The organism is Buttiauxella sp. B2, from assembly GCF_006376615.1.
Classification (GTDB): Bacteria; Pseudomonadota; Gammaproteobacteria; order Enterobacterales; family Enterobacteriaceae; genus Buttiauxella.
The window spans coordinates 209064-223727 of the sequence record NZ_VEXQ01000001.1 but is presented as its reverse complement, the minus strand read 5'-3'; the positions used below and the strand labels follow the sequence as shown (position 1 = coordinate 223727).

The following is a 14664-nucleotide window of genomic DNA, read 5'->3' as shown; positions in this document are numbered from 1 at the left end:
AAAATGGTTATCTCCCGGAGGAATTACCCTGGCTGGCCTATGCTTAACAGGGTAAAAGTGAATCCGGGAGGTAATATGAAGCGAATGAGTCTGGCATTTCTCACGCTATTTAGCTGCGCGGCTGTTCAGGCTGCCAGTACCGAAGTTCAAATGAATCTCGTCACACCTAAGGGGATTGGTCATTCTCTTGGTACCGTGAAAATCACCGAAACTGATAAAGGGCTAGTATTTGCCCCCGATCTTCGAACCCTTCCTCCAGGTGAGCATGGTTTTCATGTTCATACTAATGGCAGTTGCGAACCCGGAATGAAAGCAGGTAAACCCTCTGCGGCCGAGGCGGCTGGCGGCCATTTTGACCCTGAGCACACTGGCAAACACATGGGGCCGATGGGTGTGGGGCATTTAGGTGATTTGCCCGTGCTGGTTGTCGATAACGACGGAAGTGCCACCGAACCTGTTACCGCACCGCGCCTGAAAACGCTCGCGCAAGTAAAAGGTCGAGCACTTATGGTGCATGTTGATGGCGATAATATGTCCGATCAACCGAAACCGCTTGGCGGTGGCGGAGCACGTTATGTTTGCGGTGTGATTCCATAAACTCAATGGCTGCCTGCCAGTGTTCCGGCAGGTGGCGCTTGTTCTAGTTGTGAAAGCGAACAATAGAGCCGCCAGATAATCCCAGCAAGTTCACGAGCTGCCGGATTATGATGATGCGCAAGTGTTTCTGACATCCGCTGCAATTCTTGCAAAGTCGCCGCTAAAGAACGTTGCTGAACACCACGTTCACTCATCACATCCCTCAGGGTATGAATGCACACATCGCGCACCTGAGAAAGCGGGTCCGAGCGAGTTTCCCAACTGCGCAATTGCCACACCACATGCGAGCAGTTAAGCAGCACCACCCCCCACCGCAGCAGCCAACGGCGTGCCACTTCGTCTTTACTGTTACTGAGCTGGCTAATATGGTGATAAACCAATGATTCGAACTGGTGCTCAGAGTGTTGAGGTTTATGGCTCAATTGGTCGACGAAACCGCGACGCAATGCCCGGATATGACGGCGGCTTTTTCGTTTGTCGGAACCCGGGCGCAGAACTGAAAACGCAACCCAGGAAAGCCCGACGCCAAGCATTTTTGCCAGATTATCATTAAGAAAATCGGCAAAGTCATAAACGGGTGGATTGGTGACTGCAACAAATGAGCCCATGAAAACAATTAGCTGCCCCCATAGGCAGGCAAATTTAGGCTGTTGCAGTTTCAGCAATTGCATTGTTGCTAGTAGCGGTAATAAGAAAATCAGGAATTGCCAAAGATCGGTAATTTGTACCATCAGGCCAAATTTAACCAGGAAGCTGAAGACTGATAGCCATAACAATGTACGCATCAGTAACGTAAGCGAATTCAGCGGTGAAGGTACGGACGAATAAAGCACACAACTGATTGCCGCCAGTGACAAAGCACCACTTCCGCTTTCCCATTGTGTGTTGATGCACCAGGCACCCGTCACGGTTATCACGCAAAAGGTTCGCAAAGCGCTCCATAACGCTTCTGTGGTATCCGTATGACGTGCTAACGGCGCAGTTTTTGGTGGCGTCAGTTCTGACACCGGCGTGGCGTTTTCCAGCTCGCGCAACCAACGAGTACTGTTGAGATACAACCAGCAAAAATAGCGCAGGCGAAGCCAGAATGCCTGATGGCGGTAATCATCTTCGGGTCCTGGTGCAATTTGTTGTAATAGCTTAGCGACGGTGTATTTATGGGTATCTTCCCGCGCAAGCTCTTTGATTAGTGCATCAAGAACAGGCCATAAATTTTCAGGCGGATTAGGCCAGTTCATTAGCATACGTCGCAGGCTGGAAATCACGCTGGTCAGGCGGAGTTGCTGATGAATTAAATAATTGAGCAAATTGTTCTGGCGGCGAAAACGATAGTGGCTCCAGAACGCCTGAATTCTTAACAGGTTCATTGTCAAGATTTGCCCGATAACACCTTCATGCGCGGTACGAATCGCATCGGTGGTTTCAGGTTTCCACAACATTGCAGCGTGTTCTAACAACCGGGCGTGCATGTTGCGAAGCGCAGTAAGAAGGGCGGTGCCGTCGGATGTGCTGGGCAGCACCATCATCATAAAAGCACCACTCAAAATCCCCACGATAACTTCGCATACACGCGCTTGGGTGATATCCCACAGTTGGGTGGTATCGATGGTGTTGACCATCGGGAAAGCAATGATCGCCGCGGTGTAACCCGCCAGCATAAAGGCATATGCCACGTTGTTCTGAAAATGGCTGGAGCTCCAGGTACAAAGCGCCAGCCAGGACGCCATTGCAAAGGTAAATAACCAAGGGTCGTTTAGGGTATTTCCCGCAATAATTAGCGAAGCCATGGCGCCAATCAGGCTGCCTACAATACGACCAAGGCTTTTACTGACTACACCACCCACAGTCGGGAAACTAACAACCGCCGCTGATGTCATCGCCCAGTACGGCTCATCTAAATTGAGATAATAAGCAATGGTTAATGCGAGACACATCGCAATGGCATTACGCAGTGCATAGCGCCATTGTCCCGGATTTGCTTTTCCCCAGGGGGTATTTCGCCATGACAATGCAGAGAGTCTCATCAGCGGCGTCAGTTTTTAATTGAAACGGTGCAGGTGGTGCCGGAAACCAGAGTAATCCCTTGTGGAATTTCATCTAACTTAATGCGTACTGGTACGCGCTGCGCAAGACGTACCCACGGAACATTGGGCTTGATATCGGGGACTAAATTGCTATCACTTTCCACGCTCTGGTCGTATATGGCACGACCAATACTTTGCACTTTGCCAGTTAATGGCTGATGGCCGCTGTACAGAACGATTTGCGTGGCATCTCCGGGTTGGATGTGGCGAAGTTTCGTTTCTTCAAAGTAACCCACCACGTAAAAAGAGTGGCTGTCGACCAGTGCAAATACAGGTTGCCCGACGGTGGCATAGTTACCTGTACGCGTTGATAGATTGGTGACCCAACCATCGACTGGTGCGGTAACAGTGGTTTGGGTTATTTGCCATTTCGCTTGCTCAAGCGTTGCCTCGGCTGCTTTTACTGCAGCCTGTGCCGCTTTGACATTTATATTCGCGGTATCCATATCTTCAGCAGAAATATAGTTGTGGGGTAAATTTCTGCGGCGATTCGCTTCATTACTGGCTTTTCCCTGTTCAGATTGCGCCTGAGCTAATTGCGCTTCTGCATTGAGCTGCGCAATGTGGTAGGGCGTTACATCAATAGTGAACAAAACGGTGCCCGCTTTGACAAACTGGTTATCTTCAATATTCAGCTGAGTTATCGTTCCCGACACTTGTGGCGTAATGCTGACTTGCTCTGCCCGCACTTTACCGTCTCGCGTCCAGGGAGATTGCATGTAATAATTCCATAACAACCAGGCAACAATTATGGCCACGACGAATATCAGTAGCGTTGAAAAGTACTTTATTGTTTTCATGTTCATGCTTTTACCACACCACCAGAATTACAAGCCCTGCGCTGATAGACAGCGAAAATAATGACAGATCCATTAATGTCGGATGCCAGATTTCGCCGGAATACATCCAGTCGCGCAGCAGATGATGCAGGATGAGCCAGATAAAAAAGCCAACGAAAACCGCTTTAAAAAGAGGAGGGAAATAGATAGTTGCACCGACAACCAGGTCCTGGAGAGGAAGGCCTGATGTCATAAAATTGAAGCTCACGTCAGATAATCCTTTAAAATACCGGGGATGACTGCCGTTTCCCCTGACTTAGTTGTAAACTAAAAGTATAGCTGGTTGCATAACATCAGCAAAAATAAGGATTTTGTTTTTTCAATTAAAGCCTGCACAATAGTTTAAAATCAGTATAATAAGTTAGCAAGCTAATTATAAGGAGATGAAATTGGAATCGCCATTAGGATCAGATCTGGCACGGTTGGTGCGCATTTGGCGTGCTCTGATTGACCATCGCCTGAAACCTCTGGAATTGACACAGACTCACTGGGTAACGCTGCACAATATTCACCAGTTACCGCCAGAACAGTCACAGATTCAGTTGGCGAAAGCGATTGGCATAGAGCAACCGTCATTGGTCAGGACGCTTGATCAGCTTGAAGAGAAAGGGCTCATTTCGCGTCAAACCTGCGCGAATGATCGTAGAGCGAAGCGCATTAAACTCACAGAGCGTGCTGAGCCCATCATCAATGAGATGGAAACGGTTATCAAAAAGACGCGTAATGAGATTTTGTTGGGTATCAGTTCCGATGAGCAGGCGCTGCTGCTTAACCTGATTAACCGGCTGGAACAGAATATCGTTCAATTACAGACGAAAGAATAAATTAGATTTTAATAGAGTCGTTCTGTTGCGGTGTGCACAGCTAAAGCAAACGAAAATCGGGGTGATCTTGCAAACAAGTCACCCCGTATTTATTAATTTGGTGAGACGGTAGTTTGGCTACCATTGCTGGCAATTCTCACACGCTGACCAGCAGAGAACTTGGTGTCACCTTGTTTCTGTACGACCAGAATAGTGTTGCCATCGTCTTTACGGATTTCCAGCTCAACACCCTGAGTTTTATTCATTGCGCCCTGAACACTCTGACCCGCGACGCCACCTGCTACTGCACCTGCTGCTGTAGCCAGTGAACGACCTGTGCCACCACCAACAGTGTTACCCAGGAAACCACCCAGTACGGCACCACCAATCGCACCCATCACGTTTGAGTCATCGCCAGCTTGAATTTGGACCGGACGAGTAGAAACCAACGTACCGTAGGTTACACTTTGCACTTGTTTGGCATCAGAGGCGTTGTACACATCACCTGAAAGTGAACTTGTATTGCTGCAACCAGCCAAAGTTAACCCAACTAACGAAACTGCCAGTATACGTGAAATCATTTGTGACTCTCCTGAACACTTTGAAACGCCCAACTGAGCATCCTTCATGGCTAAATTATATGGTATTTAGGTTCTGAATTTAACATTAGTTCAGACGTATTATCGCACACATATTAAAAAAGCTTGTTTTAACCAGGCTTAAACCATTTACAGTTAAGTGATGGCAACATTCTTAATCGCATTTTGCGGCGTATTTTTACTAAAATTATTCATTAATCATCGCATTGAATGCTAGTTTATGGGGGAGTTAATTCCCCAATTTGGCAAGTCAAAAGGAGTAACAGATGAAATCAGGGCGTTATATCGGTGTGATGTCAGGCACCAGCCTGGACGGTATAGATGTCGTTCTGGCAGCGATTGATGAGCATCTTGTTGCCCAGCAGGCAAGTTACAGTCATCCCATTCCTTTAGACATCAAAAATGCCATTCTTGCTATTTGCCAGGGGCAGCAATTAACCCTTTCTCAACTCGGTCAGCTTGATAATCGACTGGGGAAATTGTTCGCCGAAGCCGTACAAACATTGATGACCCAACAGGGGCTAACTTATACGGACATCACAGCCATCGGTTGCCATGGGCAAACCGTCTGGCATGAACCGCAAGGTGACGCGGCACATACCTTGCAAATTGGGGATAACAATCAAATTGTTGCGCGAACTGGCGTGACGGTAGTAGGGGATTTCCGACGCCGCGATATGGCTTTGGGAGGGCAAGGGGCCCCGCTCGTTCCGGCATTTCATCATGCTTTGCTGGCTCATCCAACTGAGCGCCGCATGGTGCTTAATATTGGCGGGATAGCCAATCTATCATTGCTTATCCCTGACCAGCCAGTTCGCGGCTTCGATACTGGGCCTGGAAATATGCTGATTGATGCGTGGATCTGGCGTCAGCGCGGGAAAGCGTATGACAAAGATGCCGAATGGGCGAGCAGCGGTAAAGTCATCATTCCTTTATTGCAGCAAATGCTGAGCGATCCTTATTTCGCGATGCCAGCACCGAAAAGCACTGGACGTGAATATTTTAATTATGGCTGGCTTGAGCGCCAACTGGCCGCATTCCCAGGCCTTGCTGGGGAAGATATCCAGGCAACGCTGACTGAGCTGACTGCCGTAACTATTTCTGAACAAGTCTTACTGAGCGGTGGTTGCGAACGCTTGATGGTGTGTGGTGGCGGAAGCCGCAATCCACTATTGATGGCGCGTTTAGGCGGATTGCTGCCGGGCATTGAAGTCACGACGACGGATGAGGCAGGCATCAGCGGAGATGATATGGAAGCGTTGGCATTTGCCTGGCTTGCATACCGTACACTCTCAGGTTTACCCGGCAATTTGCCTTCGGTGACGGGCGCATCCGCTGCAAGCGTCATTGGTGCAATTTTTCCAGCCAACCCGCTACATAATCAGAGTTAACTGAAATAATATTGAGCACTAAATCTCTAAACTGAAGTTATAGGGGACGATATGATCCCCTCTAATAAGAAGAACTTCAGGACATGCAGATGAAAAAATTACTGATTGCCACTATCCCTTTTATGCTAGCCGGATGCAGCTACTACAACACTTTTGTTGAGCGCATGCAGACAGATACTCTGCAATATCAATGCGATGAAAAACCACTAACCGTTAAACAAAATAGCCAGAAACAAATGGTGAACTTTGTTTATGACAACGAATATTTGTCACTCACTCAAGGTTTGTCTGCATCCGGTAGCCGATATACCGATGGGGTTTATGTGTTCTGGTCGAAAGGTGACACCGCTACTGTTTACCGCAAAGACACTGTAGTCCTGGACAATTGTAAGTTACAAAATCCCAAACGTTGAGATTTCGAAGGGTGGAGCGCACAATAGCTCCACCTGAAGATAGCCTGACGTAACGCCATGTCTGATAACGACTCTTTGCAACAAATTGCACATTTGCGCCGTGAATACACCAAAGGTGGTCTGCGCCGCAACGATCTTACCGAACAACCGTTGACGCTTTTTGAACGCTGGTTAGCTCAGGCCTGCGAAGCAAAACTTGCCGACCCTACCGCAATGGTGGTGGCAACTGTTGATGAAAACGGGCAGCCTTATCAGCGCATTGTTTTGCTGAAACACTTTGATGAACGCGGACTGGTGTTTTATACCAACCTCGGTTCACGTAAAGCGCATCATCTGGAAAACAATCCTCGAATCAGTCTACATTTCCCATGGCATATGCTTGACCGCCAGGTGATGGTGCAAGGTACTGCCGAACGTTTGTCCACACTCGAAGTGATGAAGTACTTCCACAGCCGTCCTCGTGATAGCCAGATTGGTGCCTGGGTTTCAAAACAATCCAGCCGCATTTCTGCGCGCGGTATTCTGGAAAGTAAATTCCTCGAGTTGAAACAGAAATTCCAACAAGGCGAAATTCCATTACCCAGTTTCTGGGGTGGGTATCGCGTAACAATTGAACAAATGGAATTCTGGCAGGGCGGTGAACATCGTCTGCACGATCGTTTTTTATACCAGCGCGAAGGCGATGCCTGGAAAATAGACCGTCTGGCCCCATAACAAGGGGGATTTGTTGTTTTAAGCGCTGGCACTCCGAGTGTTGGCGCTTTATTCTATGTCCCCTAAGAAATTAACTCCTTTCGCCAACAGGCGAAAAGCCGTGTACCGGTAAAGGTGCAGTCGTATAGAGATGGAGAATTTGATGGCGAGCATCAATTTGATAAAACAATTGCAAGAGCGGGGCTTAGTCGCCCAGGTAACGGATGAAGAAGCGCTAGCACAGCGACTGGCACAAGGGCCAATCGCTCTGTATTGCGGCTTTGATCCTACCGCTGACAGCTTGCATTTGGGCCATCTGGTTCCACTACTGTGCCTGAAGCGCTTCCAGGAAGCGGGTCATAAACCGGTTGCGTTGGTGGGTGGTGCAACAGGTCTGATTGGTGACCCTAGTTTCAAAGCTGTTGAACGCAAACTTAACACTGAAGATACCGTGCAAGAGTGGGTGGAAAAAATCCGCCGCCAGGTTGCTCCGTTCCTCGATTTTGACTGTGGTGAAAACTCGGCCATTGCTGCTAACAACTACGACTGGTTTGGCGGAATGAGTGTTCTGACCTTCCTGCGTGATATTGGCAAACACTTCTCTGTTAACCAGATGATTAACAAAGAAGCAGTAAAACAGCGTCTGAACCGTGATGATGTGGGTATCTCCTTTACCGAGTTCTCCTACAACCTGCTGCAAGGTTATGACTTTGCCTGCCTGAATAAACTGCATGGTGTGGTTCTACAAATTGGTGGTTCTGACCAGTGGGGTAATATCACTTCTGGTATCGATTTGACTCGCCGCTTGCATCAGCAACAAGCTTTTGGTCTGACCGTTCCGTTGATCACCAAATCTGATGGCACCAAATTCGGTAAAACGGAAGGTGGCGCAGTATGGCTTGATCCGAAGAAAACCAGCCCATACAAGTTCTACCAGTTCTGGATTAACACTGCTGACTCCGATGTGTATCGTTTCCTGAAATTCTTCACTTTCATGAGTCTCGAAGAAATCGACGCGCTGGAAGAAGAAGATAAAAACAGTGGAACTGCACCACGTGCGCAATACGTGCTTGCTGAGCAGGTGACTCGTTTGGTTCACGGTGAAGAAGGTCTGGAAGCCGCTAAGCGTATTACCAGCAGCCTGTTTAACGGCAACCTGAGCGATTTAACCGAAGCTGACCTTGAGCAACTGGCTCAAGACGGCGTACCAATGGTTGAAATGGATCGCGGTGCTGACTTACAGCAGGCGTTAGTAGACTCTGAACTGCAACCATCTCGTGGTCAGGCACGTAAAACTATCGCGCAAAACGCTATCACCATCAACGGTGAGAAACAGTCTGATCCGGAGTATATTTTTACTGACAGCGATATTTTGTTCAATCGCTACACATTACTGCGTCGAGGTAAGAAAAATTACTGCCTCGTTTGCTGGAAGTAATTAAGAATGACCAGAAGGGCGTGGGAAACCACGCCCTTTATTTTTGCCACAGTTTGCATCTACACAACCCCAACAGTCACCGTTCCATCCGAGTAGAGAAATGAAAAACATTCTTGCCATTCAATCCCATGTGGTTTTCGGCCATGCAGGCAACAGTGCAGCTGAATTCCCGATGCGCCGCCTGGGCGCTAATGTATGGTCCTTGAACACCGTACAGTTTTCTAACCATACCCAATATGGAAAATGGACAGGTAGCGTGATGCCTGCAAGCCACCTTAGCGAGATTGTGCAGGGGATTGCAGATATTGGCCAGCTACAGCGTTGTGACGCGGTGCTAAGCGGTTATCTTGGCTCTGCGGAACAAGGTGAGCATATTCTTTCTATTGTCCGCCAGGTTAAAGCTGCCAATCCGCAGGCAAAGTACTTTTGTGACCCAGTGATGGGACACCCTGAAAAGGGCTGCATCGTCGCGCCGGGTGTTGCCGAATTCCACACGCGCTATGCGATGCCTGCCAGTGACATTATTGCACCAAATCTGATTGAGCTTGAAATCCTCAGTGGCCATGCGGTCAACACAGTTGATGAAGCGGTCGCTACAGCAAGAGAGCTTATCGCACAAGGCCCTGAGATCGTGCTGGTGAAACACCTGGCGCGAGCGGCTTATCAGCAGGATCGTTTTGAAATGTTATTGGTGACAGCAGACGAAGCCTGGCATATTCACCGTCCGTTGGTGGATTTTGGTGATCGTCAGCCAGTGGGTGTTGGCGATGTTACTAGTGGTTTGCTGCTGGTTAAGTTGCTGCAGGGTGCAACCCTTCGTGATGCACTGGAACACGTCACTGCTGCGGTTTATGACATTATGGTTGTGACCCACAAAATGGGTGAGTACGAATTGCAACTGGTTGCAGCCCAGGAGGGTATTGCGAAGCCAAAGCATTATTTCACTGCGGTAAAACTCTAAAGTAAAATGCCCTCAAAATGAGGGCATTTCTTACTCAACAAAAAGCGTCAGCAACCAATCCGGTTAAATCCCTTCCGCCGTTAATGCCGCTGCAACAGCTGGACGCGCTTTCATGCGTTCCATAAATGCATCAATGTTGCTCAGACCCTCCAGGTTCAGTTTCACGGCATTCGCCCAGCGCAATACAGTAAACAGATACGCATCGGCCACGCTAAAGCGTAATCCCATCAACCACTGTTTATCAGTCAGCTCTTCGTTGACGTACTGGAATTTCTTCTCGAGAGCAGCACGAGCAATGGTTTTGTACTCGTCCGGTGTTGCTGGGTTGAACAACGGGGAGAAACCTTTATGCAGTTCGGTTGCGATGTAGTTCAGCCATTCGAGCGTATGGTAGCGAGTCATGCTGCCTGCCGGTGCGAGCAACTGACGGTCAGGCACTTTGTCTGCCAGAAATTGCACAATTGCCACACCTTCTGTCAGCAATGAGCCATCATCAAGCAGCAGTGCAGGAACTTGCCCTTTGGCATTTATTTCCAGGTAATCATCACCCGTTTCGGTTTTCTTTGCTGCTAAATCGACTTTGACTAAAGAGAAATCAACACCGGTTTCACGCAAGATGATATGGGGAGAGAGGGAACAGGCACCAGCTTTATAATACAGTTTCATTACTGAACTCCTATGGGCGCTAAGATACCTTATGGTAGTGCCCAGGGAGGCAAAAAAAAAGCCGTTAGCTTGGAGCTAACGGCTGAAAATATCATGTTTCCCGCTATATTACGCGGTAGCTGTTTCCTTAGAGGTATCAGCTGCTTTTTCATCACTTTGTGCCATACGGCTCAGTTTCGGTGCAGTAATCATCATCAGAACCGCGATAACAGCGGTGGCAATACCAATCTGCATGAACACACGACCATAAACTTCCAGCGAGATAAGCGGGTCTGTTACGTTCTCTGGTACAGCCATCAGGTTTGCAACTTTACCTGCAATGATTGCGGCACCAGCGGTAGTCAGGAACCAGCTACCCATGATGAAGCCCATCAGACGCTGTGGAACAAGCTGTGCAACCATAGCCAGACCCAGACCAGAAATCATCAACTCACCGATACTTTGCAGCGCATAGCTCAGAATCAGCCAGCTTACAGACACGATACCCGCGTCGGATGCAAACTTAGTACCCAGTGGTAGCACCAGGAAGGCCAGAGAGCACAGGATCATACCGAAGGCGAATTTATGCGGCATAGGCATACGGTCGCCCATCTTGTTATAGATAGCGGCCAGAATCGGGCTGCCTATCATAATCCAGAATGGGTTCAGTGCCTGGAACTGCTCAGGTTCGAACGTGAGCCCCAGAATGGAGTGCTCAACGTTACGAATCGCAAAGAAGTTCAATGAGGTTGGCATTTGGCTATACAGCACAAAGAATACAATCGCTTCAACCATCAGGATGAATGCAACAATCATCTTACGACGAGCAGCACCCTGCATAGCAAAGGCTTCTTTACCGAAGATAATAACGATACCCAGGGCGACAACACCCAGTACCATTCGTGCGATACCTTGGTTATGCAGCAACCAGGTTGCGGCTGTAACCAGCACCAGCACACCAACAATAGTTGCAGCTAATTTGCCGAAATGAACAGGTTGGAAGTCTGGCTTGGAACCGTGATTTTTTACCCACTTCTTACAGAACATAAAGTTCACGAGGGTGATAAGCATACCCACGAAGCTCAGGGAGAACGCAACGCTCCAGCCATACTTCGCTGCAAGCCAGGGTGTGGCCAGCATGGAGAAGAAAGAACCAATGTTGATGGACATATAGTACATAGTAAATGCACCGTCCAAACGTGGATCATCCTTTTCATAGCAAGTAGAAAGCAGGGAAGATGGGTTAGCCTTGAACAGACCATTACCCACAGCTATAGTCGCCATACCCATATATACAATGGCAACATCGTGGCCAGAATAAGCTACCAGCGCGTAACCGATAGCCAGCACGATAGTTCCAAGCACAATGACACGCTTAGTGCCGAGGATTTTATCACCCAACCAACCACCGATAGCGACCATTCCGTAGACCAGCGCGCTGAAGGAGGAGAACAGGGTGATGGAGTCAGCTTCGGACATCCCGAGCATTTTGACCAGGTAAACGGCCATAATGCCTTGCAGGCCGTAGTAGCCGAAACGCTCCCACAATTCGATAGAGAAAATCAGATAGAACGATTTAGGTTGTTTGAAAGCATTCAGACTAATGCTTTCTGCTGGTTTTTTGTTTGCAGTCGACACATATACCTCTTTTTTTACATCCCACTTTAACAGGAGTTTTCTAAGCGTCATGCCGGGTGGGCATTCGCTTTTTTAGTTATAAGGAAGGGGAAACGGCGGGTAATGTTCACTATCCTGCGGATTCAGGCAAGGGGTTTGTAATAATCTGTTACATTTATCTTGGGCGGGATAAAGCTCCGCAAAGCAAATTGTTATTCAGCGTTAAATTTTATCAAAATGAGCTTTACCCATTTATTCTCTTTAGGAATGACAAAATAAAATCATTTTAGTTATATATTCTGCTCTATAGCTAAATATCTAGTGATATGGGTTGGGTGTAAAGATTTGTGTGGCTTATTGTACTGCTTGTAATGGGTTGTCTCTGCTTAATACGAGGTTATTTGTTTCATTTTGATGACCTAAATTTAACATTGGGTTATCAGTGTGATCTGTGTCACATAGTTATGGAAAATTCTTATCGTAAAAAAACGATTAACCTGTTCGGGTGATTATTCACCAGATGATGTATATGAGGCGGCAATGATTAGCAGGATAAATCAATGGAATGGGTTACTGATGCAGACAGGCGGGGGATTAACTAAAGAAGCAGCCTGCTACCCGTGCAGCAGGCGACGGGATTAGATGTCTATTTTCTCTTTGAATTCACATAGATCTTCGATGATGCAAGAGCCACAGCGTGGTTTGCGAGCAATACACGTATAACGGCCATGCAAGATTAACCAGTGATGGCAATCGACTTTAAATTCTGCCGGAACAACCTTCAGTAGTTTTTCTTCTACCTGCTCAACATTCTTACCCGGTGCAAAGTTTGTACGGTTACAGACACGGAATATATGGGTGTCTACGGCGATGGTAGGCCAACCAAAGGCAGTATTGAGCACGACATTCGCCGTTTTGCGCCCAACACCCGGTAATGCTTCCAGAGCGGCTCTATCTTCCGGAACCTCACCGTTATGCAAATCAATCAACATCCGGCAGGTCTTGATAACGTTCTCAGCCTTGCTGTTAAACAAGCCGATGGTTTTGATGTACGACTTGACGCCGTCAACGCCCAAATCGAGCATTGCTTGCGGTGTATTCGCCACCGGATACAGCTTAGCTGTCGCTTTATTGACGCTGACGTCCGTTGCCTGTGCGGAAAGTAAAACGGAAATCAGTAGTTCAAAAGGAGAACTGAACTGTAACTCAGTCGTAGGGTGAGGATTGTTATCACGCAGGCGCGTGAGGATCTCAAGCCGTTTGGTCTTATTCATTACGCTTTCTCTGGATTACCTTCCGGTGCAACAGCTTTCGCCGCGCGGCGCGCTTTCATTTTCTCATCAATAAGATACTTAACTGCCAGCATTAAACCCAGCCCGATAAATGCACCCGGCGGTAACATGGCGAGCAGAAAAGGTGTATCGGTATGAAAGACTTCAATGCGTAATACTTTTGCCCAACTGCCGAGTAGCGCATCAGCACCGTCAAACAGCGTTCCGTTACCGATGATTTCACGTAGCGAGCCTAATACAAACATTGCGCTGGTGGCGCCCATGCCAATGGCGAAGCCATCCAGAGCGGCAAGAGGCACACTGCTTTTGGCAGCAAAAGCTTCCGCTCGGCCAATAACAATACAGTTGGTCACAATCAGCGGGATGAAGATCCCCAGCGATTGATACAAACCGTAGGCGTAAGCGTTGATTAGCATTTGTACGGTGCTAACGACCGAGGCAATGATCATTACATAAATAGGAATACGGATTTCAGCTGGCACCCAGCGACGCAGCGCAGAAACGGCGCTATTGGTCAGAACCAGTACAAGCGTTGTTGCAAGGCCAAGGCCGAGGGCATTCGTTGCCGTGGATGTTACTGCCAGTAGCGGACACAGCCCTAAAAGTTGTACCAGTGCGGAGTTATTTTTCCATAGCCCCTGAACGACAATATTTTTTACTTCGCTCATGGTTGTGCTCCACAAACAGGTAGATTTTCAATTTGCGATGGTAAAGTTTCTGCGAACAATCCCGCACGTTTTACCGCATTTACAACAGCACGTGGCGTGATTGTGGCACCAGTAAATTGGTCAAATTGACCGCCATCTTTTTTTACAGCCCAGCTTGTATCATCACTGCCACGAATAATTTTCCCGGCAAAGTGGGAGATCCAATTGCTCAGGCGCATCTCGATTTTATCGCCAAGACCAGGGGTCTCATGATGTTCAGTCACGCGGGTACCCAGCACTTTGCCGTTAAAATCTGCCGCAACCAGGAGCTGAATGGCACCAGAATAACCATCAGGTGCCGTAGCTTCCATCACTACAGCAATGGGCTGTTCACCTTTACGGGCAACATAAATATGGCGTGCACCTTTCCCTAACGGCGAGTTATTCACGACGACGCAACTGGCCTGAATATCGTTGTCGTAACTGTCGGCGGAAATAACCTGATCAAACAATAGCTTCTGCTGTGCAACCGCCTGTTGTTCGATGGTGTCTTTGGTTAACGCATTGACGACCGCAGTCAGCCCGGTGGCCAGCGCGGCAAACAGTGCCAAAGTCACACCATGTTTTTGCATTGTTTTCAGCATG

The 14664-nt window shown here is 48.1% G+C and carries 16 protein-coding genes; 7 read left to right on the top strand and 9 right to left on the bottom strand.

What is annotated here, in order from left to right; all coding sequences use genetic code 11:
* Window positions 1-75: 75 nt before the first annotated feature.
* Window positions 76-597, top strand: a complete 522-nt coding sequence (sodC, locus tag FH968_RS01210) for a superoxide dismutase [Cu-Zn] SodC (protein WP_139876566.1) — start codon at window positions 76-78, stop codon at window positions 595-597.
* Window positions 598-599: 2 nt separating this feature from the next.
* Here the strand turns inward: sodC and FH968_RS01205 are convergent, their stop codons facing one another.
* The 3 genes from FH968_RS01205 to FH968_RS01195 are packed head-to-tail and all read right to left on the bottom strand — an operon-like array spanning window position 600 to window position 3713.
* Window positions 600-2621 (bottom strand): FUSC family protein, encoded by a 2022-nt coding sequence (locus FH968_RS01205; protein WP_139876565.1) that lies wholly within the window; start codon window positions 2619-2621, stop codon window positions 600-602.
* 8 nt (window positions 2622-2629) lie between these two features.
* Window positions 2630-3487 carry an HlyD family secretion protein gene (locus FH968_RS01200; RefSeq protein ID WP_139876564.1) on the bottom strand — a complete coding sequence of 286 codons (858 nt, stop codon included), beginning with the start codon at window positions 3485-3487 and terminating at the stop codon, window positions 2630-2632.
* A gap of 4 nt (window positions 3488-3491) precedes the next feature.
* Window positions 3492-3713, bottom strand: a complete 222-nt coding sequence (locus FH968_RS01195; RefSeq protein WP_139877219.1) for a DUF1656 domain-containing protein — start codon at window positions 3711-3713, stop codon at window positions 3492-3494.
* Between the two features lie 190 nt (window positions 3714-3903).
* Here FH968_RS01195 and slyA point away from each other — a divergent pair, with 190 nt between their 5' ends.
* A complete protein-coding gene (gene slyA, locus FH968_RS01190) occupies window positions 3904-4344 on the top strand; it encodes a transcriptional regulator SlyA (protein WP_189388948.1) in 441 nt (146 codons plus the stop codon).
* A 92-nt stretch (window positions 4345-4436) separates the two neighbouring features.
* Here the strand turns inward: slyA and slyB are convergent, their stop codons facing one another.
* Entirely contained in the window at window positions 4437-4904 is a 468-nt protein-coding gene (gene slyB / locus FH968_RS01185; RefSeq protein ID WP_139876563.1) for an outer membrane lipoprotein SlyB, read from the bottom strand.
* Between the two features lie 284 nt (window positions 4905-5188).
* On the opposite strand from slyB, the gene anmK reads away from it, so the two are divergent.
* The 5 genes from anmK to pdxY all read left to right on the top strand — a co-directional run bounded on the left by anmK (window position 5189) and on the right by pdxY (window position 9818).
* Window positions 5189-6313, top strand: coding sequence for an anhydro-N-acetylmuramic acid kinase (anmK, locus tag FH968_RS01180; RefSeq protein WP_139876562.1), 1125 nt, complete (start codon window positions 5189-5191; stop codon window positions 6311-6313).
* Between the two features lie 89 nt (window positions 6314-6402).
* Window positions 6403-6726, top strand: coding sequence for a C-type lysozyme inhibitor (gene mliC / locus FH968_RS01175; protein ID WP_139876561.1), 324 nt, complete (start codon window positions 6403-6405; stop codon window positions 6724-6726).
* A gap of 57 nt (window positions 6727-6783) precedes the next feature.
* A complete protein-coding gene (pdxH, locus tag FH968_RS01170; RefSeq protein ID WP_139876560.1) occupies window positions 6784-7440 on the top strand; it encodes a pyridoxamine 5'-phosphate oxidase in 657 nt (218 codons plus the stop codon).
* Window positions 7441-7582: 142 nt separating this feature from the next.
* Entirely contained in the window at window positions 7583-8857 is a 1275-nt protein-coding gene (gene tyrS, locus FH968_RS01165; RefSeq protein WP_139876559.1) for a tyrosine--tRNA ligase, read from the top strand.
* Between the two features lie 100 nt (window positions 8858-8957).
* Window positions 8958-9818 carry a pyridoxal kinase PdxY gene (pdxY, locus tag FH968_RS01160; RefSeq protein ID WP_139876558.1) on the top strand — a complete coding sequence of 287 codons (861 nt, stop codon included), beginning with the start codon at window positions 8958-8960 and terminating at the stop codon, window positions 9816-9818.
* 63 nt (window positions 9819-9881) lie between these two features.
* Here the strand turns inward: pdxY and gstA are convergent, their stop codons facing one another.
* The 5 genes from gstA to rsxG form a co-directional block, all read right to left on the bottom strand.
* A complete protein-coding gene (gene gstA / locus FH968_RS01155) occupies window positions 9882-10484 on the bottom strand; it encodes a glutathione transferase GstA (RefSeq protein WP_139876557.1) in 603 nt (200 codons plus the stop codon).
* 108 nt (window positions 10485-10592) lie between these two features.
* Window positions 10593-12101, bottom strand: a complete 1509-nt coding sequence (gene dtpA / locus FH968_RS01150) for a dipeptide/tripeptide permease DtpA (RefSeq protein WP_139876556.1) — start codon at window positions 12099-12101, stop codon at window positions 10593-10595.
* A gap of 617 nt (window positions 12102-12718) precedes the next feature.
* A complete protein-coding gene (nth, locus tag FH968_RS01145) occupies window positions 12719-13354 on the bottom strand; it encodes an endonuclease III (protein ID WP_139876555.1) in 636 nt (211 codons plus the stop codon).
* Entirely contained in the window at window positions 13354-14040 is a 687-nt protein-coding gene (locus tag FH968_RS01140; protein ID WP_139876554.1) for an electron transport complex subunit E, read from the bottom strand. Before FH968_RS01140 ends, nth begins: the two co-directional genes overlap by 1 nt.
* Window positions 14037-14663: an electron transport complex subunit RsxG gene (gene rsxG, locus FH968_RS01135; protein WP_139876553.1), complete on the bottom strand. Its 627-nt coding sequence runs from the start codon at window positions 14661-14663 to the stop codon at window positions 14037-14039. The genes FH968_RS01140 and rsxG overlap by 4 nt, the downstream gene beginning before the upstream one ends.
* Window position 14664 lies beyond the last annotated feature (1 nt).